This is a genomic window from Mycobacterium sp. NGS62, assembly GCF_059812285.1.
Genome location: NZ_JCALCK010000005.1, coordinates 388,632 through 411,396, shown reverse-complemented (window position 1 = coordinate 411,396; position 22,765 = coordinate 388,632). Strand labels below are relative to the sequence as shown.

Sequence of the window (22,765 nt, the reverse complement as noted above, 5' to 3'; positions counted from 1 at the left end):
TCTCGGATCGGCGGTAATCATTCGCCGGCCTCGGGTATGACGCCCTCGGGTATCACAAAGATGTTGGCTGTGGTAGCGGATTCTCCGACAGCAGCAGTACCGCTCATGCCCGCGGACCTGGCAGCATGACCGCCGGTGCCCACAATGGCCCGTCCAGCCAGACCGGACAGAGCCATATTGCTGAACAGGCTTCCCTGGCCATCGGCCGCGAGCACCGCCGGAGCGGCGCTTAAGCTGCTTTCCGGCAACAGCGCGGCGGCGGCCTTGACCGCCGGCGAAGCCGACGCCCAGCCTTGGGGTACCGACAATCCCCCGACAATGCCCGCGCGTCCCATACCCGCTGATATCCCGCTCGCACTGGCCGAGCCCATCAGACGCGTTCCCGAACCGAGTTCGCCCTGAAGCAATCCTCCCGTGATCGGGGCTGGCAACTTGGACACCTTCTCAGCCGCGCCGGTCAGATTCGCCGCGGCTTGGGGCAGCAGGTAACTCTGAATACCGAGGAGATACGGGACCCCGCCAATGCTGAACAACCCCCCCGGCCCTAACGGCCCCGTGAGGAAACTGTCAATTGTCATGAACGCCGAGGGCGGATCGGCCGCGGCCGCGGGAGCCGCGGACGAAACGGGTGATGCGAGGCTTTGCAACGATTGCGGCACCGAGGAAAACAACTGTGGTAGCGCCTGCGCGTGCGTGCCGGCGGCTTGAGCGACCGCCGCGGCTTGCCCGGCGATCCCCGCCGGATTGGTGGTCGCTGGCGGCGGGTTGAACGGTGTAACTTGCGCGGCGGTCGCCGAAGCGCCGGCATAGCCATACATGGCTGCGGCATCTTGGGCCCACATTTCGGCGTAGTGGGCCTCGGTGGCCATAATCGCCGGAGTGTTCTGGCCGAACAAATTCGTCGCGATCAGCGTCATCAACAGAGAACGATTGGCAGCGATCACCGGCGGGGGCACCGTTGCCGCGAACGCGGTTTCATAGGCGGCTGCCGCTGCCTTGGCCTGGTTGGCGGTCTGCTCGGCTTGCGCCGCTGTGGCATTCATCCACGCCACATACGGCGCTGCCGCACCCGCCATCGACGCCGACACCGGCCCCCGCCAGGACGCGCTCGTCAGGCCGGCGATCACCGACTGATAAGACGACGCCGTCGAATCCAACTCGGCGGCAAGTCCGTCCCAGGCTGCCGCGGCGGCTAGCATCGGCCCGGGCCCCGGCCCGGTATACATTCGCCCGGAGTTGATCTCCGGGGGCAGCGCCCCGAAATCCATATCCCTAAACCTTTAGTTACTTGGCTGGCCGCGATAACAATTGCGGCCTCGGCGGCCCATAAAATGGGCCGGAACTAATCTCATTAACGGTCACCAACAACTCATTAACCGCGCTGCTGGCATTTCGGGTTGGCGCGATCACCAAGGCCCTGGTGTGCTCAGAAGGGTTGCCGCTAAACATGTTTCAGTGGCTGCTGCTGCGCGGGCATTGTTCGTGTTACGCTGCGGCCGCTTAACCGCAACGACACCGCGCCGAGTGGCGGCGAGACCTGCTTACCGTGTCGACATCGCCCACAACAAGCCGCTTGACAGTCAACCGAAATGGGTCGACGGGTCACACAAAGAGCGGCGCCGAACCGAGCTTCTGCGGTTGGAAAGAAGCTCCTCCGTGCCTCATCGATGATCTGGTCAGCTACGTTGAGCGCTCCGGCCGCAGTCGATCAAGAACGTTACGATCCCCTGCTGCGCCATTGCCGATGCCTTCGGCGTGCTATGTACGCGCCCACGCCTCGGTTGTGCCGAAGGGCGGCTTCCCAAGCGCGGCAGGCGTATTGGGTGGTTGGTTGAATGTGCGGAAGGGCTGGCCCACCTTGTAATTGCCACTGGCTTTGCCAACGGCTTTGCCGATCCAAGCGGCGCGCGCACGATAATGCGGCGACCGATACGGTCGGACTCTTTCTCAGCCGCCTGGAGGTCATAGGCGCGAAGTCGATTTCTGTGAGGCCGCTGTATGCTGCTCGGAATGCGTTGCGCCCGGTCGGCGCACATATCGCGTCCATGTCAGGACGGCGGCGGCGACATAAAAAGCGACAAAAACCCAAAACGCCGACGTGTCGGTGCCGGTGCTCAGGTACGACTGTCGCAGCGCCAGGTTGATACCGACGCCGCCGAGCGCGCCGAACGCCGCAACGAATCCGATCACCGCACCCGACATGGCGCTCGACCAGTGACGGCGGTCGACTTCGCTGAGGTCCAGCGAGTGGCTGCGTGCGTCGAAGACCGACGGGATCATCTTGTACACCGACCCGTTGCCGATCCCAGCCAGGATGAACAGGAGCATGAAACCGGCGATGTAGCCGATCATGGTGGCGGCGGTGGTGGGGCCGGAGGTGTAGTCATCAGTTGTACTGACGGCGACCAGCAGCCCGGCGGCCAGCACCATGGCGGCGAAGACCGCCAGAGTGACTCGGCTGCCGCCGACGCGATCGGCCAGTCTGCCGCCATAAATTCGGGCCAGCGAGCCCAGCGCCGGCCCGATGAAAGCGAACTCGGCGGCGTGCAACGACGCCTGCGCTGCGCTTTGCCCGCCGGCCATAAAATTGATCTGCAGTACCTGGCCGAACGCGAACGCGAAGCCGATCCACGAGCCGAACGTGCCCAGGTACAGCAGCGCGAGCATCCAGGTGTCACGGTAGGACAGGATCGCCCGCAGGTGGCTCACGTCGGTGGCGTGCTCGAGGTTGTCCATGAACCGCGCTGCCCCGACCGCAACGATTGTCAGCAGCAACAGGTAAAGTCCGCACACCCAGTAAGGCTGGCGGTGCCCGGCGACGGCAATCACCACCAGCCCCACCAACTGGATCATCGGCACCCCGAGGTTGCCGGCCCCGGCATTGAACCCCAGCGCGGCGCCTTTGACCCGATGCGGGTAGAACGCATTGGTGTTCGTCAAAGATGCCGCGTAGTTGGCGCCGCCGCACCCGGTCAGCGTGGCGCACACCAAGTATGGCCATAGCGGCAGGCCGGGGTGGGCCAGCAGTACGACCGTGCCGATGGTGGGGATGAACAGCACCAGGATCGAAAACACCGTCCAGTTGCGGCCACCGAAGGTTGAAATGCACAACGAGTAGGGGATCCGCAGGCACGCCGCGACGAAGGTCGCGGTGGCGCCGAGCAGGAACTTGTCGGCCGCGGAAAAGCCGTATTCGTTTTGCGGCATGAACAGCACCATGACCGGCCACAGCGTCCAGACCCCGAAGGCAATATGATCACACGCGACAATCCACAGCAGGTTACGCCGAGCGATGGCTTTGTTACCGGCCTCCCAGGCCACAGCATTTTCCGGATCCCAGTACGAAATGCAACGCGAACGGGCCATGCACTCTTCACCTTTCCTACACGATGTGCTTGATAAGTGGGATTTCGCGGGATAACACTTATCGGAACAGCAGGCCGCGTCTTCGGCAGTCCGTTTGTGGCTGTGGCAGCTGGCGGCGGCGCGGTCGCAGACCCGAATACGTTCTGGCCAAGCCTGTTTCAGGCGATAATGGTGTACGCCCCCTGGTCACATCATGATGCGGACCAAAGCTGCTCCCAGGGCTTGGATCGAAACAGCTGGTGCCAGAAGACATTGGCCTTTGACCTTGCGATGTCTGACTCATCGTTTCCTCGCGGTGACGAGTAGGTACTCCCAACGCATCACGCCACCGGCGAGGTGTCGGCGGGCGAGTTCAACAAGTTGCGCGTCCAGTGCGGCGACCAACACGGGATTGTCGCCGATATGGTGGTAGGCGCTGATCGTGGGACCGTAGTGCTTCTTGAAGTAGTCGTGGACCGCCTCGGCGCTGCCGAACCGATCGACGGTCAACGTATCCCGCCGTGTGCTGATATCGCTGACTCGGTCTCCCAGCAGCCCGGCGATATAGTCCTCACGACCCCACAACGCCGCCAAGGGCACACCCGGCAACAGGGTAGGTCTGTACGGCCTGATGGCCGCGAGCATCTGGCCGAAAAATCCGTCCGGTGTCCAATTGATCAGCCCGATCGTCCCGCCGGGCCGACAAACTCGGACCAACTCGTCGGCGGCGTTCCGATGATGCGGCGCGAACATCACACCGATCGCCGATAGCACAGCGTCGAACTCGCCGTCGCCGAATGGCAGCGCTTCGGCGTTGGCTTCCCGCCAGTCGAGCAGCACACCCTGTTCGGCGGCCCGCAGCCGGGAGCGCTGCAGCAGTTCCGGTGTCAAGTCGCTGGAAACGACATGGGCACCTGCCTTGGCGGCCGGGATCGAGATGTTGCCGGATCCGGCGGCTACGTCGAGCACCCGATCGCCCGGGCCGATCCCGGTGACGCCGACGAGCACTGGGCCCAGCGGGGCCATCACCTCCTCGGCCATCAAGGCGTAGTCGCCCATCGCCCACACCGTCTGGTGCGTGGCCGCCATGGTGTGGTCTTGGCCGGCGCGGGTGTCAATGCTCATACAAAAACCTCCCGAGAAAGAGGAAGGGGTGGGTACTTCCGACGTCGTCGTCGATGGGCGCAGCGGGCAGTCGTGCGAAACCGCTCGATCATGTTCTGCGACTACAGTACTACCAGGAAATAGTTGACGTTTACCATAGTTGACGCCTGCTAAACTGCTGGACAACAGCTGTCAATCGGGACCGCAAGGGAGGGAAAGCCGAGCAAATGGCCCCCGAAAGCGCGACCGCCTCCGGCGAGTCACTCGACGCGATCACCGACGCGTTGTTGACGGCGTCGCGGCTGCTGGTGGCCATCGCGGCCCACTCAATCGCTCAGGTTGACGAGAGCATCACCATCGCGCAGTACCGCACCCTGGTGATCTTGTCCAACCGCGGCCCGATCAATCTCGCCACCCTGGCTGGTGTGCTGGGGGTGCAACCGTCGGCCATGGGCCGGATGGTCGAACGACTCGTCGGAGCCGGGCTGATCGACCGGCTGCCGCATCCGACCTCGCGGCGCGAGCTGGTGGCCGTGCTCACCGAGCGCGGGCGCGAGGTCGTCGAGCGAGTCACCGCCCACCGGCGCGTCGAGCTCGCCCGCATTGTCGAACGAATGCCCCCTCCTGAACGTCACGGGCTCGTGCGCGCCCTGACGGCGTTCACCACAGCCGGGGGCGAGCCCGCGGCACACATCTTCGTTGGTTCGTAGGCTCGCCGCCGGGGTCTCGTGCGGTGTCCGATGGGGCCGTCGACGGGAAAGACGCGTTCCGGTCTGTCGCCGGGGTAGTTCCCGAACGCCCCCAAGCACTTCCGTGAATATTGCGACAGGCCCGTCATACTGCTCCTGTCACATTGCCTGCTGCTCCGCAGCGCGGCAATTTCGGATTCCGACGTCTGCGCGCCGCGCCGATGTGAGCGGCGACGGGTGTTAGCGTCCGCTAATGCTGCAGACGCCCACTCGATCCAGCGTGCGCACAAGTTCGACGCTGCCTCACGGGTTGTCGCAGCGGCAGCTCAACATGATCGCGATCGGCGGGGTGATCGGCGCGGGTTTGTTCATCGGATCCGGTGTGGTCATCAGTGCGACCGGGCCGGCCACGTTTGTGACCTATGCGCTCGCCGGCGTGCTGATCGTGTTGGTGATGCGGATGCTCGGGGAGATGGCCACCGCCAACCCGTCGACCGGGTCGTTCGCCGACTACGCGCGGCAGGCTCTGGGGGGCTGGGCAGGGTTTTCGGTGGGCTGGCTGTATTGGTACTCCTGGGTGATCGTGGTGGGTTTCGAGGCCGTCGCGGGCGGAAAAGTCCTCGGCTACTGGATCAATGCCCCGCTGTGGGTACTGTCGCTGATCCTGATGGTGACGATGACCGCGACGAACTTGTTCTCAGTGGCATCCTTCGGCGAGTTCGAATTCTGGTTCGCCGGAATCAAAGTCGCGACCGTTACCGTCTTCATCGGGCTGGGCACGCTTTTCGTCACCGGTATGTGGCCGCACCACCACATGGATTTCGGCCACCTCACCGCTCACGGCGGTTTCTTTCCGACCGGTGTGGGCTCCGTCGTCGCCGCTGCCGCAGTGGTGGTTTCGGCGATGACCGGCGCCGAGGTCGCCACCATCGCCGCCGCTGAAACCCCCAATCCGGCCCGCGCGGTGCGCCGCGCGACCAACACCGTCGTGGTCCGCATCCTGATTTTTTACGTCGGCTCGGTCTTTCTGCTCGCCGCCATCCTGCCCTGGAACTCCGTCGAACCCGGTACCTCGCCTTACATCGCCGCGCTCACCGTGATGGGCATCCATGGCGCCGGTCATCTGGTGAACGCGGTCATCCTCACCGCGGTGCTGTCGTGTCTGAACTCGGGGCTGTACACGGCATCTCGCATGTTGTTCGTGCTCGCCGCCCACCACGAGGCGCCACTGCAGTTGGTCAAGGTCGGCCGGCGCGGAGTCCCGGCGACCGCCATCCTGTTCTCGTCGGTTGTGGGTTTCTTGTCGGTACTGATGGCCTGGATCGCCCCGGACACCGTGTTCGACTTCCTGCTGAAATCGTCGGGAGCGATCGTCCTTTTCGTGTACCTGCTGATCGCGCTGTCCCAGATCGTCCTGCGCCGCCGGACATCGCCGGACAAGCTTCGGGTCAGGATGTGGTGCTTCCCGGTGCTGTCGATCCTCACCGCTGTCGGCATCGTTGCGGTGCTCGTGCAGATGGCGTTCGACGACGGCGCCCGTGCCCAGCTGTGGCTGGGCGTGTTGTCCTGGGTGGTCGTCCTGGTGTTGTACTTCCTGCCCAGATTCTGGCGCCGGCCCGCACAGCTTGATGCCGGCGGTCCACCAACCGGCAAAGCCACCCGGGTTTTAGTGCTGGCGAACAAAAACGTCTCCGGCAGTGAGCTTTTCGACGCACTGCGGCGGGTGGACAACAAGCGGCGAGCCGAATACTTCGTCTGTGTGCCGGCAAGCCCTGCCGACACTGGCCAAGCTGGGAACACCGGTCCGGTCTATGTGATGAACGCGACCGTGCAAGCCGCGCAACAACGCCTGGACGCCATCCTGACCGAAATGCGCGACATCGGACTGTCGGCCGGAGGCGAACTCGGCGACTACCGTCCGCTACGCGCGCTGGCCAGTGCGGTGCAGAGCTTCGGCCCGGACCAGTTGGTGATCGCCGAGGGCCGACAGTCCTGGCTGCGGCTGGGCCTGGTGGACAAGGCTCGCTCGACGCATCCGATTCCGGTCACTCATGTGGTATCCCGCCAGCCGGTCCCGTCAGGCCACCTGCCCGCCGGCTTCGCGGTCCAATAGACCTAGCTGGTGCAGATCGGCGCCGTAGTTGTCGATCAACGCCCCGCTGAGGTGCGGCACGGGAACTTCTCGGCGGGCGTCGTGTTACCCGACGTCGCCGAGGCCAGCCGGTGGCGACGTCCGCGCGTTCGCCACCGGACACTTCCTCCGCAGTCATCCCGCGCTGCGCGCCATGCCGCTGTGAGTGCCCATTACTTTGCCGGTTCCGTCCGCGAACCGGCAAAGTATTTTGGGGCGGAAACTGTAGTCAGCGCCGTGCGCCTTCGATGGTGCGCTTGAGGTACTGCAACTCAGTGCGCGCGTGGTGGCGATCTTTCGCTTCGCCGTCGAGCACGTGGACGAACACGAACGCGGCCAGACGACCGAATAAGCTGTCGGGCAATGTCGCCCACACCCGCGCGCTCACCGTGGTGGTCGCATCATCTTGTGGTTCAATCCGCCACGTAACCCCTTCACCAACACGGACCGACAGACCCAGCCACCGATACGTCGCATCGGCCTCCCACGTCACCGCCGAACCCGGTTCGACAGCGGTAATCGTTCCTACCGCCTCGCCCGGTATGCCACCGATACTTTCCCGGATACGCAGCTTGGCGCCGACTTCGGTAGCTGGACGCTCATCCAGATGGTCCAGGCTTACGTGCTCGGGATTCGACGGCAGCCACCAGTTGTCTACCTCGCGCAATATCTCCCAGGCCGTGTCGTGGGGCGCTTCGACGACGATCGATTCGGTGAAGTCGAACATTGCTCTCCTTCGGTCGGGTGCTCGGACAGGCACCCACCACCATACACATGCGCAGATATGCATGGATAGGTGCAAGGGACTCGTGGCGCGGTCGGGCTTCGGACTCGTTGGCTGGCGCCCAGGCTTTCACCCCGTTTGCGGACTCTGCTGGGCTCAACCGCTGTCGACACAGCGTCGGCGCCACGGCAACTGGGCATCGCATGCTCATGCCGGCCACGCGGCCGCTGGGCGATTTATCGCTTGCGTGCGGTGAGGACTAGGTACTCCCATTCCATCGTGCCGTCGGTCATGTGTCGCTGAGCGAGTTCGACGAGGTGGCTGTCTAGCGTGGCGGGCAAGACGGGATTGGGTAGCCCCCTGCTAATAAGCTGGCTCGTAGCTGTGTGTGCCCGTGGCAGAAGGGCGGAACGGATGAGCACGGAAAGCGCGACAGCAACCGACGAGTCGCTAGATGCAATCACCGACGCGTTGCTGACCGCGTCGCGGTTGCTGGTGGCGATTTCGGCTTACTCGATAGGCCGGGTTGACGAGGCGATCACGATCCCGCAGCTTCGAACGCTGGTGATCTTGTCCAATCGGGGCCCGATCAACATGGCGACGCTGGCTGGTCTGTTGGGTATGCAGCCGTCGGCCGCCGGCCGGATGGTCGATCGGCTCGTGAGCGTCGGCCTATTCGACCGCCTACCGCACCCGACCTCACGGCGTGAGCTGCTTGCCGCGCTCACCGCGCGCGGCCGTGAGGTCGTGCGACAGGTCACCGCGCACCGACGCCGCGAAATCGCTCGTATCGTCGAAAAAATGCCCACGTCAAAGCGACAGGGGCTGGTGCGCGCGCTAACGGCGTTCACCACCGCCGGCGGTGAGCCCGCCGCCTACCTCGACACCGAATCGTAGAGCCGTCCGAGCGTCGCTCGTCCGATTACCGCTTCGATCGTGGGCCCTAATGCCGTAGGAGGCGTCAAATGTTCTACCTGATCGGTCAGTATTCACAATTAGGCTGGACGGCATTGAAGGCGGTCCTTCTGTTCACCGTCGCGATTATTGGCCTCCGGGTGTCGCGACGGCGAATGCTCGCTGAGCTCAATATATTTGACTTCGTTGTGGCGGTGGCGATCGGTGCAATCATCGGCCGGACGGCGACGTCGTTGACAACGTCGTTCGCCACCGGCGCGGTCGCACTGATCACGCTGTGCGCCATACATCGCGTAGTCGCCGAGTGTCATCGGCGTGGCTGGCTCGGTGGCTTGTTGACGCGCAAACCGCTGATCCTGCTGGCGCGCGGGCGCTTGCAGGCGACGGCTCTGCGAACTGCTGGATTGGCCGATCGTGATGTGTACCGCCTACTGCGCCAGGCCGGCGAGAGCGATGTCAACGCCCTCCAGTACGTCCTCTTCGAAGAGCGTGGTGAGATCACCATCGTGCGAGCCGGTCAACCATACGGAGAGGCGATACGAGTTGGGCTTGCTGAAGCAGGAATCGACGATACGCAATGACCCTCAGCAGCTTTGGACCTCCGGTGGTTGCACTACCCTCGCAGCCACTCCCATGCCTGCATCAACTGATCGAGGCGAAATGTCCGCATCTTGCCGTTTATCAGTAGTGTCGCGGCCGTATTCGCGCACCATTCCTCCCATTTGGGGGCGCCGACCATCGCGACCTTCTCGAAATCGCGTCGATGCTTCACATCGAAGACGGTGTTGGCCCAGGCCGCTCCGAGGCTCCAACCTTCGAAGGCCTCGTCCATCAGAAATAGCACCTTCACCCTTGGGAACTGGTCAAGCAACGATTGGATGCGCGGCGCGAGTACCTCTCGGTAATCCGATCGGCTCAGCTTTCCGCTCGCCCATATGCCGAGGATATTGCCGGTACTTTCGTTCATCACCTCGATCACGTCGTCAACACCGTCCAGAGTCGTGCGGTCTGCGCTTTTCGCCGGAAGGCCTCGTTTCGCTGTAGGGCGCGAATAGTGCATCGGCGGCCGTACTGGCGTCTCCCGGTACCTCGATCACGAGTGTGCACGTATCCTCTTCTTCCCGAAGGGTGAAATTCAGGAACGGGCAGCACTCCTTTTCGCGGTGAACGAGCTCCCGCACTCGGGCTACCGCCGCAGGGTGATAGACGAGTTCGATTCGTGAGCCGTGGCGGCAGTAGTTGCGTAGCGCGGACGCGTTGAGCTCTTGGATCCATGCCAGCCGATCTTTGTGGTCGGCCGCCGGCAGCATGCAGGCGGCTACGGACGGCTCGACTTCCATCGCTATGTCGGCTCCTTCACCTCTTCTCGGCGTTGACATGCGGGACTGTTCGGTCCACGCTTCCAGTGTGGATCTTCAAGTTGCTTGATGTTCAAGGGATGAGCGAAAGCAGCACTGATGGAGCTAAGGATCGGCGAACTGGCACGCGCAACCGGCACAACTGCGCCCACCATCCGCTACTACGAAGACATCGGCCTTCTGCCTCTGCCCGGCCGCACCGGCGGCCAGCGCCGATACGGCGACAACGATGTGCGGCGGCTGACATTCATCCGACGCTGCCGAGACTTCGGGTTTCCTATCGAGCAAGTCCGAGTCCTCGCCACACTGATGCAGGACAGCGAACGTTCCTGCGTGCACGCTCGAGATCTGGCGGATGTGCATCTTACCGAGGTGCGCGGGAAGCTGCGGGAGTTGCGTGCACTCGAGCGCAGTATCGCTAAATTTATCGAAACGGCCGACGCCGTCTGCCCCGGTAGGTCCGGCTCGGATTGTGTTGTCCTCCAACAGCTCGCTGACCCGACGCAGCCGGATCAGAAATTGGATGTCGACACGGCTGAAAGATGCGGTCCCGGTTAGGGCCCTACCCTCGAACGTGTCCCGCCAGCCGGTCCCGTCAGGCCACCTGCCCGCCGGCTTCGCTGTCCAACAAACCTAGCTGGTGCAGATCGGCGACGTATTTGTCGATCAACGCCTCGCTGAGGTGCGGCACATCGTTATCGGCGCCAATCTGAGCGGATTGCACTGCGGCACGGAACTTCTCGGCAGGCATCGTGGTACCCGACATCGGCGCTGCCGGTCGGGCGTAGGCGCCCAGCAGCGGCAGCACGGAATTCTTCTTCTGGTCCTCGGGCAGCTCTTTCATCGCCGCCTCGAATCGGCTAAGCCATTGACCGTAGTCGTCGATCCGTTCGATCTTCTGGCCATCGGCGACGAGCCAGTCGACGAAGGTGTCCAGTGAGATACCGTCGTCGTGGTTGTTGAGCACGTTGTAGGTGTGATAGCCGTCGGTAGCGCGGGTCCCCAGGGTGGTGATCGCATCGACGGTGAAATCGACTGGCAGCCCGTCATAGTGCGCGCGCTGCGGGTTGCCGTCGGCGTCAAGCTGATAGAAGGAGCGCGGTGCGAGGCCGGTCGCCAGGATGCTCAGGATCAGCCGGGTGAACATGTCGGTCACGTTGAGCTGTCCGGAATAGCGGCTGTGCGCCAGGATCATGTCGGAGCGGAACACCGCCACCGGTAGCCCACACAGATCGTGTGCTTCGCGCAGCAGCACCTCACCGGCCCACTTGCTGGTCGCATAGCCGCTGGCATACGACGTGTCCAGTGACCGCGACGCCGACGCCTCACGCACGTCGACATCCTCGCCGAGGAAGCTGCCGTCGGGCAGCGCAGTGACCGCGACCGTCGACAAATAGCTAACGGGCTTGAGGCGCTTGGTGATTGCCAGCTTGATGATCTCGGCGGTGCCCACCACGTTCGGACCGAACAGCTGACTGTAGGGCAGCACATGGTTGACCATCGCGGCGGCGTGCACAATCAGGTCCGCCGATTCGGCGAGCCGATTCCAGGTTGGTGTGTCGACACCGAGGTTCGCAGCGCCCAGGTCACCGGCCAACACCTCGAGGTGCTCGGCGGCCAGCGCGCGATAGTGCGCGGACAACCCGGTATCGCCGCTGTCGATCGCAGCCTCGATGCGCTGCCGAGCCGCGACCGGATCGGCGCCGCGCACGATGCAGATCAGCCGCCCGCCGCTCTGCGACAGCCGCTCCAACCACTCCAGACACAAGAATCGGCCCAGGTAACCGTTGGCGCCGGTCAGTAGGACGGTGCCGACCGTACCGTCTGCTGTCTCCAGTCTCGATGCGGCAGCCAATGTTTCGGCATCGATGAACTTGTCCAGGGTCAGATCCGACGCGCGTGCCACGGTGGCGTCCCGGCCGTGCACCGAGGCGAACGTGGGCCGCATGGAGGCCGAGTCACGCTCCCCGTCGATGTAGCCCGCGATGGTGGCCAGCGTCGCGGTGGGACTGACGATCGTCTGCACCGGAACATCGACGTGGTAGATCTGCTCCAGCAGCGAGCCGAATGAGAACGCGGACAGCGAATCGCCGCCCAGCTCGATGAATCTCGCATCGGCAGGCATGTTTGCGTCGGCGGCCTCCAAGCCGAGGGTGGCCACCGCGGCACGCCGCACGGTGTCGATGGTCGGCAGGTCACCGGCCGCGGCGCGCAGCTGATCGAGCTGATTTTCCTGGCCCGCCGCAATCTTGTCGTACATCGCGTCCAGCTGTTCGCCGTAGCGTGACCGCAGCGCCGGCCGCAGCAGCTTGCCCACCCCGGACAACAGCCCGTTGTCGCGGGTGAATGGCTCTGATTCCAGCAGGAATTCCCGCGGAATCTCATACGGGTTGAGCCGGTTCTCGGCGCCGATCTGCTGCAACGACGCGGTGATCAGCGCGCGTGGGTCGCCGTCGCCGATCGCGTCGAGGTTGGGCACGATCACCGCCAGCAAGAACGGCTGGTCGCTGCTGCCATGCAGGAAGATCTGCCGGATGTAGGGGCTGGCGGCATAGGTGGCTTCGAGCTGGGACACCGCGACGAACTCGCCCTGGGAGAGCTTGATGACATTGTTGCTGCGGTCGAGATATTTCAGGCGGTCCGGGCCGAGCTCTTCCATGATGTCGCCGGTCTTGTAGAAACCGTCGTCGTCGAAAATCTGGGCAGACAGTTCGGGATGCCGGAAATAGCCTGGGATTACGTTGCTCGCCTTGACATACAGTTCGCCGCGCGGGTGCGGTTTGTCGGTGGTGAAGTAGTTGAGCTCCGGCACGTCGACCAGCTTGTATTCGGTCACCGGCGGACGGCGAACAATGCCGTTGCGAAGGATGCCGCCGCCGGTTTCGGTGGCCCCATACCCGTCGGCGACGGCCACGTCGAGCAGCGACTCCATGAACGCGTGCATCTGCGTGGACAGCGGTGCACTGCCGCACATCGCCGATACCACGCGGCCACCGAGAAAGTCTTGTCGCAGTTCGGCTTTCACCTCATCGTCGGCCGGGCTGCCCTCGGTCGCGGATCGCAGATCCAGCTCTCGGCGGTAGCGCCGGAAGATCAAGTCGCAGACCCGGGGGACCAGGTTCAACGCGGTGGGGCGCACCAGTGCGATGTCGTCGAACAAGGTGGACATGTCGCTCTTGGCGGCGAAGTACCCGATGCCCCCGGATGCCAGCGTGGCGATCAGCCATTCCAGTCCGAAGACATGGGACAGCGGCATGTACTGCAGATGGATGGCCGGGATCTGGATGCCGATGTCCAGCGACGGGCTATGCGGGCGTTGCCACAGCCGAGTCGTCATGTCCGCGGTGTACATCGCCCCCTTCGGGGTCCCGGTGCTGCCCGACGTGTAGATCAGGGTGGCCAGCGGATTCTCGCCGGCCGGCGGGACGAACGCGGGGGCGCCGGCAGCGAACGCCCGTCTTCCAGTTCGGTCAGCAGTGGCATGACCTCGACCTCGCGCCCGGCCGCGGACAGTCGCTCGAGCGCGGCCTGGTAGCGCCCGCGTTGCTCGTGGTCGTAGTTGAAATAGTCGAACACCACCAGCCGCTGCACCGACGGCGCGTCGATCACCACGTCGATTGCGGTGTCCAGGGAATCGATACTGGCGGCGAACACCCGCGGCGTGGTCTCGGCCACGATCGGCTTCAGCTGTTGCGCCGATGAACTGGTTTGCAGCGGGATGAACACCGCACCGAGCCGCAGGCAGGTCAGGTAGATGATTGCGTAGCCGATGCTGGTGAAGCCCAGCACCGCCACGAAGTCGCCGGGATGGAAGCCGCCCGGCAGGTTCGTCTGCCAGCCGCCGGAGAGCGCCTCCACGCGTTCGCCCAATCGGCGGTAGGTGATCGTCTCGAAACCCGGCAGCAGGGTCGATGTTGCGCGCCCCGGGGCGTCGTCGACGGGGGTCAGCTCGCGGGCCCGTTGTCCCAGCGCAGGCCGGTCGGCGTAACCGGTGAGGTAGTGCTCGACGACCTGCCAGGGCCGCAGCCCCGCTTGGTGAGCGGCGGTGGTCACCTCCGGTAGCGGCGCCGCGCCGCGGAACTGCGGGTCGTTGGCGTATAGCTGCTCGATGCGCTGAGCCAGGCGTTGCTCTCGTCCAGTTTCGGTCATAGTCGCCCTCCGGTCGCGGGTATACCCGTGCGGCGCCCGGTCCAGTCGTGCGTTCTCAGGCCCGGGTGAGCAGCAGGGCGGATTCGACCCCGGCCGACCCCAACAGCTGTCGCCACGGGGTTTTCAGCGCGCTGACCGCCTCGCCGGTCGGGACAACCCGAGGGTCGGTCACGTCAAAGGTCTTGCCGTACAGCGTGACCCGCCCGCCGTCAGCGGCCTGCAGGTTCTTCACCCAGTCCCGATTCGGTCCGTAGACCAGCAGCACCGCGACGCCGCCGTCGGTGCGGAACATCGAGACCGGCGTGCGGTAGGTCTTGCCGGACCGTCGCCCGACGTGCTCGATGATCGACCACAGCGGCAGCCAACCGCTGATCGGCAGGAACAGCGGGTTGGTGACCCGGCGGTTGAATCGGGCCCGTCGTTCGGAGAACTGCACGGCTAGTCGATCCGGGTGAGTAGGACCGCCTGCTCGAACGGCAGCCTGCTGAACAGCGCTCGCGAGCGGGCGCTGACATACGGGGCCGCCTCGGCCTTGGTCAGCGTGCGCGGCTGGATGAGGCCGAAGGTTTTGCCGTTGCGCCGCATCCGCCCGCCGCCGGCGGCATTGAGATTCTTCAGCCAGTCGCGGTCCGGGCCGTAGGTCAGCAGGATCGCCACGGCGGGCTTGTCGTCGACCTCCGCGCTGAACACATTCAACGGGGTGCGGTACGGCTTACCCGAGCGCCGCCCGACGTGTTCGAGAATCCCGAAGCCGGGCAGCCAGCCGGCCCACATCCGTTGAACGGGGTTGGTCACGTGCCGGTTGAACCGGGCGAGCCGTTGCGGTAGTTGCATGGTGCTATCCAACTCCGTGGCCGCCGCGAATCTCAACCCCGCGTCCGATGTTGCCGAAATCGACGTTAGAGCTGTTTACCAGCCGAAATACCGCTCTAACGTCAATCTCGACGGCACAAGGCGTGGCAACTACACCCTGTAGTCGAGCCGGTTCTGCCAGCTGGGACACTGGTGGCCATGGGTATCGACGCCTCGGCGAAGTTGTTCGACGACGCCTGCGCGGTCATTCCCGGCGGCGTGAACTCCCCGGTCCGGGCCTTTCAGGCCGTCGGCGGCACTCCGCGCTTCATCACCGAGGCCCACGGATGCCGGTTGACCGACGCCGACGGCAACCACTACGTCGACTTGGTCTGCTCGTGGGGCCCGATGATCCTCGGCCACGCGCACCCCGCGGTGGTCGAGGCCGTACAGCAGGCCGCCGCCGGTGGGGTGTCGTTCGGGGCTCCGACGCCGGCGGAGACCGAGTTGGCCGCCGAGATCATCGATCGGGTGGCACCGGTGGATCGGATCCGGTTGGTCAACTCCGGCACCGAGGCCACCATGAGCGCGGTGCGACTGGCCCGTGGCTTCAGCGGGCGCGCCAAGATCGTCAAGTTCTCCGGCTGCTACCACGGCCACGTCGACGCACTACTGGCCGACGCCGGATCTGGGGTAGCGACACTGGGACTGCCGTCCTCACCCGGTGTCACCGGAGCCAGCGCAGCCGACACGATTGTGTTGCCCTACAACGACATCGACGCGGTGCAGGAAACCTTCGCCCGCTTCGGTGACGAGATTGCGGCGGTGATCACCGAGGCCAGCCCCGGCAACATGGGTGTTGTCCCACCGGCACCCGGCTACAACGCCGCGCTGCGGACCATCACCGCCGAGCATGGCGCGCTGCTCATTCTGGACGAAGTGATGACCGGCTTCCGGGTCAGCCGAAGCGGTTGGTACGGCATCGATCCGGTGCAGGCCGACCTGTTCACGTTCGGCAAGGTGATGAGCGGCGGGCTGCCGGCCGCGGCGTTCGGCGGACGGGCCGATGTGATGGAGCGGTTGGCGCCGTTGGGGCCGGTGTATCAGGCCGGCACGCTGTCGGGTAACCCGGTGGCGATGGCCGCCGGCTTGGCCACCCTGCGCGCCGCCGACGACAGCGTCTACCGCACGCTGAATGTCAACGCCGACCGGCTGGTCGGTCTGCTCTCGAAGGCGTTGACGGAAGCTAATGTGCCACACCAGATTCCGCGCGCAGGCAACATGTTCAGCGTCTTCTTCGCCGACGAACCGGTGACCGACTTCGCGTCGGCCAAAGCCAGCCAAACCTGGCGCTATCCGCCGTTCTTCCACGCGCTGCTGGACGCCGGCGTCTACCCGCCGTGCAGTGCCTTCGAGGCGTGGTTCGTCTCGGCTGCCCTCGACGACGACGCCTTCACCCGCATCGCCGATGCACTACCCGCGGCGGTCGCCGCCGCCGCCAAGGAGCCCAGACCCTGATGGCCGAACAGACCCGAATCCATTTGGTCCGCCACGGTGAGGTGTACAACCCTGCCGGGGTGCTCTACGGACGCTTACCCGGATTCCACTTGTCCGACAAGGGCATTCGACAAGCGCAGGCAGTGGCCGACGCCTTGGCCGACCGCGACATCGTCGCGGTGATCGCTTCCCCGCTGCAGCGCGCGCAGGAGACCGCCGCCCCGATCGCCGCCCGCCACGACTTGCCGGTGGACACCGACGGAGACCTGATCGAATCGACCAACGTGCTGGAAGGCCGGCGGATCTCGCCCGGCGACGGCGCCTGGCGCGACCCGCGGGTGTGGTGGCACATGCGCAATCCGGTCAAGCCGTCATGGGGTGAGCCCTACGCGCAGATCGCCACCCGGATGGCGACCGCAGTGGATAAGGCGCGCGCCCGCGCCGCCGGCCACGAAGCAGTGTGTGTGAGCCACCAATTGCCGGTATGGACGCTGCGACTGCACCTGACCGGCAAACGACTGTGGCACGATCCACGGCGCCGGGAATGCGCTGTCGGGTCGGTGACGTCCCTGGTGTACGACGGCGACCGGTTGGTCGACGTGGCGTACTCCGAACCGGGCGGCTGTTGAGCATGTGGCGGCTGGCGATCGTCGCCGCAGCAGTGGCCGGTCTCCTGGCCGGCTGCTCGACCGGTGACGACGCCGTCGCCCAGGGCGGCACTTTCGAATTCGTCGCTCCGGGCGGTAAAACCGACATTTTCTACGACCCGCCCGACCGCCGGGGCCGGCCCGGGCCGGTGAGTGGACCCGACCTGATGAACCCGGCACGCACCCTGTCGCTCAACGACTTCCCCGGCAAGGTCGTCGTCATCAACGTGTGGGGCCAGTGGTGCGGGCCGTGCCGAGCCGAAGTCACCCGCCTGCAAGAGGTCTACGACGCCACCCGCGATGACGGGGTGGCGTTTCTCGGTATCGATGTGCGCGACAACAACCGCCAAGCCGCGCAGGACTTCGTCACCGATCGCCACCTAACCTTTCCGTCGATCTACGACCCGGCGATGCGGACCATGATCGCGTTCGGCGGCAAATACCCCACCACGGTCATTCCGTCCACCCTGGTGCTCGACCGTCAGCACCGGGTGGCCGCGGTCTTCCTGCGCGAACTGCTCGCCGAAGACCTGCAGCCGGTCGTCGAGCGGTTGGCAGCCGAGGGTCAGGCGCCACCGGGACCGCAATGAGCAGCGGGTTCACTGAAATCGCCGCCGCGGGGCCGCTGTTGGTGGCGCTGGCGGTCTGCCTGCTGGCCGGGCTGGTGTCGTTCGCCTCGCCGTGCGTGGTGCCGCTGGTGCCGGGCTATCTGTCCTATCTGGCCGCGGTCGTCGGCGTCGACGAAGCGCCCGGGGCCGGTGCGCTCAAAGCGCCGCCGACCGCGCGGTGGCGGGTCGCCGGGTCGGCGGCGTTGTTCGTGGCCGGGTTCACTGTGGTGTTCGTGCTCGGCAGCGTCGCGGTGCTCGGCATGACCACCACGCTGATCAGCAATCAACTGCTGCTGCAGCGGGTTGGCGGGGTGCTGACCATCGTGATGGGACTGGTCTTCATCGGTTTCATCCCCGCCCTGCAGCGCCAGGCACGCTTCACGCCGCGGCAGTTGTCGACGGTGGCCGGGGCGCCGGTGCTGGGCGCGGTGTTCGCGCTGGGTTGGACACCGTGTTTGGGGCCGACGCTAACCGGGGTGATCACCGTCGCATCGGCCACCGACGGCGCCAGCGTGGCGCGCGGCATCGTGTTGGTGATCGCCTACTGCCTGGGCCTGGGAATCCCGTTCGTGCTGTTGGCGTTTGGGTCGGCCAGCGCGGTGGCGGGGCTGGGCTGGCTTCGCCGGCACACCCGGGCGCTGCAGATCATCGGCGGCGTGCTGCTGATCGCGGTGGGCGCAGCGCTGGTCAGCGGAGTGTGGAACGACTTCGTCTCGTGGCTGCGCGACGCGTTCGTAACCGACGTGAGGCTGCCGATATGAGCCGGGTGTTCGCGGTTATACGCAACACTTGGCGGGCGCTGACGTCGATGGGCACCGCGCTGGTGCTGCTGTTCCTGCTGGCGCTGGGCGCGATCCCCGGCGCGCTGTTGCCGCAGCGCAGCCTCAACGCCAGCAAGGTCGACGAGTATCTGGCCACCCATCCGGTGATCGGACCATGGCTGGATCGACTGCAGGCGTTCGACGTGTTCGGCAGCTTCTGGTTCACCGCGATCTACGTGCTGCTCTTCGTGTCGCTGGTCGGCTGCCTGACCCCGCGGATGGTCGAGCACGCCAAGAGCCTGCGCGCCACCCCGGTGGCCGCCCCCCGCAACCTGGCCCGGCTGCCCAAGCACGCCACCGCCACGATCGCCGGCGACCCCGACGAGTTAGCCGCGACGATGGCCCACCGGCTGCGCGGCTGGCGCAAAACCATCCGCCGCCACGACGGCCGTGGCGATCGCAAGGGCGGCGAAGCCGGGCGCAGCGGGTCGCCACCAGAAGGCACCGTCGAAATCTCCGCCGAGAAGGGCTATCTGCGCGAATTCGGCAACCTGGCTTTCCATTTCGCGCTGCTGGGCCTGCTGGTGGCGGTCGGTGTCGGCAAGATGTTCGGTTACGAGGGCAACGTGATCGTGATCGCCGACGGCGGGCCGGGGTTCTGCTCGGCCTCGCCGGCCGCGTTCGACTCGTTCCGCGCCGGCAACACCGTCGACGGCACCTCACTGCATCCAATCTGTATCCGCGTCAACGACTTCGATGCCCGCTACCTGCCGTCGGGCCAGGCCACGTCGTTCGCGGCCGACATCGACTACCAAACCGGCGCGAACCTGACCAGCAACACCTGGGAGCCCTACCGGCTAGAGGTCAACCACCCGCTGCGCACCGGCGGCGACCGGATCTACCTGCAGGGCCACGGCTACGCCCCGACGTTCACGGTGACGTTCCCCGACGGCCAGACCCGCACGTCGACCGTGCAATGGCGACCCGACAACCCGCAGACCCTGCTGTCGTCGGGCGTGGCGCGGATCGACCCGCCGGCCGGCAGCTACCCCGACCCCGCCGAGCGTCGTCAACACCAGCTGGCGATCCAGGGCCTGCTCGCCCCGACTGAGCAGCTCGACGGCACCCTGCTGTCGTCGAGCTTTCCCGCGCTGAACGCCCCCGCGGTGGCGGTCGACATCTATCAAGGCGACACCGGCCTGGACACCGGCCGGCCGCAGTCGCTGTACACCCTGGATCCCCGGCTGATCGACCAGCACCGGTTGGTCAAGCTCAAGCGGGTCAACCTGCGCGCCGGCGAAGAAGTCCGGCTCGACCAGGACGGCACCGTGGTGCGCTTCGACGGCGCCGTCCCTTTCATCAACCTGCAGGTCTCCCATGACCCCGGCCAGATCTGGGTGCTGGTGTCGGCGATCACGATGATGGCCGGGCTGCTGGTGTCGCTGCTGGTGCGACGGCGGCGGGTCTGGGTGCGGATGGTCCCAGCCGAGGCAACGGCTACGGTAAACGTCGAGCTGGGCGGCCTGGCCCGCACCGACAACTCCGGCTGGGGCGACGAGTTCGAACGGCTGACCGGCCGGCTGTTGGCAGGTTTCGACGCCGCGGCGCGGCAACCCGTCGGCGCCACCGGAAAGGACGCGAGATGAACACCCCGAACATCGACGTGGGGTTGGCGCGGACCTCCGACTGGGCGTTCACCTCGGCGCTGGTGGTTCTGGTCGTCGCGCTACTGCTGTTGGCCGTCGAACTCGCCTACGCCCGCAGCCGGCGAGACGAGCGTCAGCTGGTCAGCGCGGGAGTCGCTGCCGACAGCACCACACCCGGCGTCGTGTTGGACGCGCCCCGACGGCCGTTCGACGAACGCATCGGCCGGGGCGGTCTGGCCCTGGTTTACGTCGGGATCGGGCTGCTGCTGGCCTGCATCGTGCTGCGTGGCCTGGCCACCGCGCGGGTGCCGTGGGGCAACATGTACGAGTTCATCAACCTGACCTGCTTCTGCGGCTTGATCGCGGGCGCGGTGGTGTTGCGCCGGCCGCAGTACCGCCCGCTGTGGGTCTTCCTGTTGCTGCCGGTGCTGATCCTGCTGGCGGTGTCCGGACACTGGCTGTACGCCAACGCCGCGCCGGTCATGCCGGCGCTGCAGTCGTATTGGCTGCCGATCCACGTGTCGGTGGTCAGCCTGGGCTCGGGGGTGTTTCTGGTAGCCGGCGTGGCCAGCATCCTGTTCTTACTGCAGACCTCGCGGTTCGGCGATCCGCAAACCGCGGGCGGATTGGCTCGCATGGTGCAGCGGCTGCCCGACGCGCAGACCCTGGACCGCATCGCCTACCGGACGACGATCTTCGGGTTTCCGGTCTTCGGCTTCGGGGTGATCTTCGGCGCAATCTGGGCCGAGGAAGCGTGGGGCCGGTATTGGGGCTGGGATCCCAAGGAAACTGTGGCCTTCATCGCCTGGGTGGTCTACGCCGCCTACCTGCATGCCAGGTCGACGGCGGGTTGGCGGGACAGAAAAGCCGCCTGGATCAACGTGGTCGGCTTCGTGGCGATGGTATTCAACCTGTTCTTCGTCAATTTGGTGACCGTCGGCCTGCACTCCTATGCCGGCGTGGGCTGACCTGCACCGCAGAGGTGTCGGGCGGCGCTGCGATATGTTCGTTAACAGGGCAAGTTGTTAAGAGTTATCCGAGCGGTAACAAGCGACCCGAGTACTGCAACGAGGGGAAGTTCACGTGTCTGAGCATCCAACCCCGGGCTCCGGAACGCCTCGAAGCCCCGAAGACCATCCGACAACGGAGTTGCCGCCCCAGCCCCACGCGGGTGAGCCGGACCCCAAGACCAGCGCGGCCGAGACGAAGGCCTTTGCGGGGTTCCGCACGGAGCGCCGCTTCAGCGAGAACCAAACGGTGGGCGGGATGGCCCCGGAAACCCGCGTCGAGCCGCGGGCGTGGGCGGCCACCCCGGCCAAAGGACTTCCCCGGGTGGTCGATTCACCCTCCTACGGCGGCTATCAGCCGGGGCAGGCCGGGCGAGCACCTGAGACGACGGGCAACACTGCGTTTCGCCAAGGGGGCACACCTGCGCACCACCCGCCGTCGCCGTATCCGGAGCTGTCCACCAGCACGCTGTTACGGCAGGTCAAGCCGCCGCCGTCGGAAGGCTGGCGGCGGTGGCTCTACGTTTTGTCGGGCCAGTTGATCAACGTCGGGGAAAGCCCGCGGGTCAATCGCTACAACGACCTGATCGTGCAGGTCAACCGGCCGTTGCGGGGCTGCTACCGCATCGCGATGCTGTCGTTGAAGGGCGGCGTCGGCAAAACCACCATCACTGCCACGTTGGGCGCCACGTTCGCGTCGATCCGTGGCGACCGGGTGGTGGCCGTGGACGCCAACCCCGACCGCGGCACGCTGAGCCAGAAGGTGCCGCTGGAGACGCCAGCCACCGTCCGGCACCTGCTGCGCGACGCCGAGGGCATCCAGCGCTACAGCGATGTCCGCAGCTACACCTCCCAGGGGCCCAGCAGGCTGGAAGTCTTGGCGTCGGAAAGCGATCCGGCCATGTCGGAGGCGTTCAGCGCCGACGACTACACCCAGACGCTGGAGATTCTGGAGCGGTATTACGGCCTGGTGCTCACCGACTGCGGGACGGGGCTTTTGCACTCGGCGATGGCGGCGGTGCTGTCCAAGGCGGACACGCTGATCGTGGTCAGCTCGGGATCGATCGACGGGGCGCGGAGCGCCTCGGCCACACTGGACTGGCTCGATGCGCACGGGCACGAGGATTTGGTGCGCAACGCTATCGCCGTCATCAACGCGGTCCGGCCCCGCTCCGGCAAGGTGGACATGCAAAAGGTGGTCGACCACTTTTCCCGGCGTTGCCGCGCGGTGCGGTTAGTGCCGTTCGACCCGCATCTGGAGGAGGGCGCCGAGATCAGCCTGGAGCGGCTGAAGCGGGAAACGCGCGAGGCGTTGATCGAGCTGGCAGCTGTTGTCGCCGATGGATTCCCCAACGACGAGCGGCGGAATACCGCCTTTATCTAGCGCTTGAT

At 65.6% G+C, this 22,765-nt stretch carries 20 protein-coding genes and 2 pseudogenes; 12 read left to right on the top strand and 10 right to left on the bottom strand.

Going from position 1 to position 22,765, the window contains the following annotated elements; translation table 11 throughout:
- Window positions 1-17: 17 nt before the first annotated feature.
- The 3 genes from AC5Y49_RS16420 to AC5Y49_RS16410 form a co-directional block, all read right to left on the bottom strand.
- A complete protein-coding gene (locus tag AC5Y49_RS16420; RefSeq protein ID WP_499888777.1) occupies window positions 18-1,268 on the bottom strand; it encodes a PPE family protein in 1,251 nt (416 codons plus the stop codon).
- 694 nt (window positions 1,269-1,962) lie between these two features.
- Window positions 1,963-3,366, bottom strand: a complete 1,404-nt coding sequence (locus AC5Y49_RS16415) for a nitrate/nitrite transporter (RefSeq protein WP_499888775.1) — start codon at window positions 3,364-3,366, stop codon at window positions 1,963-1,965.
- Window positions 3,367-3,645: 279 nt separating this feature from the next.
- Window positions 3,646-4,470 carry a class I SAM-dependent methyltransferase gene (locus AC5Y49_RS16410; RefSeq protein WP_499888773.1) on the bottom strand — a complete coding sequence of 275 codons (825 nt, stop codon included), beginning with the start codon at window positions 4,468-4,470 and terminating at the stop codon, window positions 3,646-3,648.
- Between the two features lie 206 nt (window positions 4,471-4,676).
- Between AC5Y49_RS16410 and AC5Y49_RS16405 the strand changes: the two genes are divergently transcribed.
- Entirely contained in the window at window positions 4,677-5,159 is a 483-nt protein-coding gene (locus tag AC5Y49_RS16405) for a MarR family transcriptional regulator (protein WP_499888771.1), read from the top strand.
- Window positions 5,160-5,418: 259 nt separating this feature from the next.
- Complete coding sequence (locus AC5Y49_RS16400; RefSeq protein WP_499888851.1) at window positions 5,419-7,251, top strand: amino acid permease; 1,833 nt, start codon at window positions 5,419-5,421, stop codon at window positions 7,249-7,251.
- A 247-nt stretch (window positions 7,252-7,498) separates the two neighbouring features.
- Here the strand turns inward: AC5Y49_RS16400 and AC5Y49_RS16395 are convergent, their stop codons facing one another.
- Window positions 7,499-7,996, bottom strand: a complete 498-nt coding sequence (locus AC5Y49_RS16395) for an SRPBCC family protein (RefSeq protein ID WP_499888769.1) — start codon at window positions 7,994-7,996, stop codon at window positions 7,499-7,501.
- 233 nt (window positions 7,997-8,229) lie between these two features.
- Window positions 8,230-8,343 (bottom strand): annotated as a pseudogene (locus tag AC5Y49_RS16390) (SAM-dependent methyltransferase); the annotation flags it as partial.
- 64 nt (window positions 8,344-8,407) lie between these two features.
- Between AC5Y49_RS16390 and AC5Y49_RS16385 the strand changes: the two are divergent.
- A complete protein-coding gene (locus tag AC5Y49_RS16385) occupies window positions 8,408-8,890 on the top strand; it encodes a MarR family transcriptional regulator (RefSeq protein ID WP_499888768.1) in 483 nt (160 codons plus the stop codon).
- 68 nt (window positions 8,891-8,958) lie between these two features.
- Window positions 8,959-9,489 (top strand): DUF421 domain-containing protein, encoded by a 531-nt coding sequence (locus AC5Y49_RS16380; RefSeq protein WP_499888766.1) that lies wholly within the window; start codon window positions 8,959-8,961, stop codon window positions 9,487-9,489.
- Between the two features lie 32 nt (window positions 9,490-9,521).
- Here the strand turns inward: AC5Y49_RS16380 and AC5Y49_RS16375 are convergent, their stop codons facing one another.
- Window positions 9,522-9,887, bottom strand: a complete 366-nt coding sequence (locus AC5Y49_RS16375; protein ID WP_499888764.1) for a SpoIIAA family protein — start codon at window positions 9,885-9,887, stop codon at window positions 9,522-9,524.
- Between the two features lie 4 nt (window positions 9,888-9,891).
- On the bottom strand, window positions 9,892-10,248 hold the full coding sequence (locus tag AC5Y49_RS16370) for a hypothetical protein (RefSeq protein ID WP_499888762.1): 357 nt from the start codon (window positions 10,246-10,248) through the stop codon (window positions 9,892-9,894).
- Between the two features lie 117 nt (window positions 10,249-10,365).
- Here AC5Y49_RS16370 and AC5Y49_RS16365 point away from each other — a divergent pair, with 117 nt between their 5' ends.
- Entirely contained in the window at window positions 10,366-10,824 is a 459-nt protein-coding gene (locus AC5Y49_RS16365) for a MerR family transcriptional regulator (protein ID WP_499888760.1), read from the top strand.
- Between the two features lie 37 nt (window positions 10,825-10,861).
- Here the strand turns inward: AC5Y49_RS16365 and car are convergent.
- The 3 genes and pseudogenes from car to AC5Y49_RS16350 form a co-directional block, all read right to left on the bottom strand.
- Window positions 10,862-14,415 (bottom strand): annotated as a pseudogene (gene car, locus AC5Y49_RS16360) (carboxylic acid reductase).
- Between the two features lie 55 nt (window positions 14,416-14,470).
- Window positions 14,471-14,851, bottom strand: a complete 381-nt coding sequence (locus AC5Y49_RS16355; RefSeq protein ID WP_499888758.1) for a nitroreductase family deazaflavin-dependent oxidoreductase — start codon at window positions 14,849-14,851, stop codon at window positions 14,471-14,473.
- 2 nt (window positions 14,852-14,853) lie between these two features.
- Complete coding sequence (locus tag AC5Y49_RS16350) at window positions 14,854-15,249, bottom strand: nitroreductase family deazaflavin-dependent oxidoreductase (protein WP_499888756.1); 396 nt, start codon at window positions 15,247-15,249, stop codon at window positions 14,854-14,856.
- Window positions 15,250-15,426: 177 nt separating this feature from the next.
- On the opposite strand from AC5Y49_RS16350, the gene hemL reads away from it, so the two are divergent.
- From hemL to AC5Y49_RS16315, 7 genes are all read left to right on the top strand, one after another.
- On the top strand, window positions 15,427-16,725 hold the full coding sequence (gene hemL / locus AC5Y49_RS16345; protein WP_499888754.1) for a glutamate-1-semialdehyde 2,1-aminomutase: 1,299 nt from the start codon (window positions 15,427-15,429) through the stop codon (window positions 16,723-16,725).
- Window positions 16,725-17,333 carry a histidine phosphatase family protein gene (locus AC5Y49_RS16340; RefSeq protein WP_499888752.1) on the top strand — a complete coding sequence of 203 codons (609 nt, stop codon included), beginning with the start codon at window positions 16,725-16,727 and terminating at the stop codon, window positions 17,331-17,333. The genes hemL and AC5Y49_RS16340 overlap by 1 nt, the downstream gene beginning before the upstream one ends.
- Before the next feature lie 2 nt (window positions 17,334-17,335).
- Entirely contained in the window at window positions 17,336-17,941 is a 606-nt protein-coding gene (locus AC5Y49_RS16335) for a TlpA disulfide reductase family protein (protein ID WP_499888750.1), read from the top strand.
- On the top strand, window positions 17,938-18,720 hold the full coding sequence (locus tag AC5Y49_RS16330) for a cytochrome c biogenesis CcdA family protein (protein WP_499888749.1): 783 nt from the start codon (window positions 17,938-17,940) through the stop codon (window positions 18,718-18,720). Before AC5Y49_RS16335 ends, AC5Y49_RS16330 begins: the two co-directional genes overlap by 4 nt.
- Window positions 18,717-20,366 (top strand): cytochrome c biogenesis protein ResB, encoded by a 1,650-nt coding sequence (resB, locus tag AC5Y49_RS16325; RefSeq protein ID WP_499888747.1) that lies wholly within the window; start codon window positions 18,717-18,719, stop codon window positions 20,364-20,366. Before AC5Y49_RS16330 ends, resB begins: the two co-directional genes overlap by 4 nt.
- On the top strand, window positions 20,363-21,334 hold the full coding sequence (gene ccsB, locus AC5Y49_RS16320) for a c-type cytochrome biogenesis protein CcsB (RefSeq protein ID WP_499888745.1): 972 nt from the start codon (window positions 20,363-20,365) through the stop codon (window positions 21,332-21,334). The genes resB and ccsB overlap by 4 nt, the downstream gene beginning before the upstream one ends.
- Before the next feature lie 115 nt (window positions 21,335-21,449).
- Complete coding sequence (locus tag AC5Y49_RS16315; protein ID WP_499888743.1) at window positions 21,450-22,757, top strand: MinD/ParA family ATP-binding protein; 1,308 nt, start codon at window positions 21,450-21,452, stop codon at window positions 22,755-22,757.
- The last annotated feature ends 8 nt before the right edge of the window (window positions 22,758-22,765 follow it).

Bases quoted from the DNA above. Each gene is read 5' to 3' on its own strand.
- AC5Y49_RS16395 (WP_499888769.1), bottom strand. From the start codon at position 7,996: ATGTTCGACTTCACCGAATCGATCGTCGTCGAAGCGCCCCACGACACG.
- AC5Y49_RS16405 (WP_499888771.1), top strand. From the start codon at position 4,677: ATGGCCCCCGAAAGCGCGACCGCCTCCGGCGAGTCACTCGACGCGATC.
- AC5Y49_RS16410 (WP_499888773.1), bottom strand. From the start codon at position 4,470: ATGAGCATTGACACCCGCGCCGGCCAAGACCACACCATGGCGGCCACG.
- AC5Y49_RS16365 (WP_499888760.1), top strand. From the start codon at position 10,366: ATGGAGCTAAGGATCGGCGAACTGGCACGCGCAACCGGCACAACTGCG.
- AC5Y49_RS16415 (WP_499888775.1), bottom strand. From the start codon at position 3,366: ATGGCCCGTTCGCGTTGCATTTCGTACTGGGATCCGGAAAATGCTGTG.
- ccsB (WP_499888745.1), top strand. From the start codon at position 20,363: ATGAACACCCCGAACATCGACGTGGGGTTGGCGCGGACCTCCGACTGG.
- AC5Y49_RS16340 (WP_499888752.1), top strand. From the start codon at position 16,725: ATGGCCGAACAGACCCGAATCCATTTGGTCCGCCACGGTGAGGTGTAC.
- AC5Y49_RS16330 (WP_499888749.1), top strand. From the start codon at position 17,938: ATGAGCAGCGGGTTCACTGAAATCGCCGCCGCGGGGCCGCTGTTGGTG.
- AC5Y49_RS16385 (WP_499888768.1), top strand. From the start codon at position 8,408: ATGAGCACGGAAAGCGCGACAGCAACCGACGAGTCGCTAGATGCAATC.
- AC5Y49_RS16350 (WP_499888756.1), bottom strand. From the start codon at position 15,249: ATGCAACTACCGCAACGGCTCGCCCGGTTCAACCGGCACGTGACCAAC.
- AC5Y49_RS16370 (WP_499888762.1), bottom strand. From the start codon at position 10,248: ATGGAAGTCGAGCCGTCCGTAGCCGCCTGCATGCTGCCGGCGGCCGAC.
- hemL (WP_499888754.1), top strand. From the start codon at position 15,427: ATGGGTATCGACGCCTCGGCGAAGTTGTTCGACGACGCCTGCGCGGTC.
- AC5Y49_RS16380 (WP_499888766.1), top strand. From the start codon at position 8,959: ATGTTCTACCTGATCGGTCAGTATTCACAATTAGGCTGGACGGCATTG.
- AC5Y49_RS16420 (WP_499888777.1), bottom strand. From the start codon at position 1,268: ATGGATTTCGGGGCGCTGCCCCCGGAGATCAACTCCGGGCGAATGTAT.
- AC5Y49_RS16335 (WP_499888750.1), top strand. From the start codon at position 17,336: ATGTGGCGGCTGGCGATCGTCGCCGCAGCAGTGGCCGGTCTCCTGGCC.
- resB (WP_499888747.1), top strand. From the start codon at position 18,717: ATGAGCCGGGTGTTCGCGGTTATACGCAACACTTGGCGGGCGCTGACG.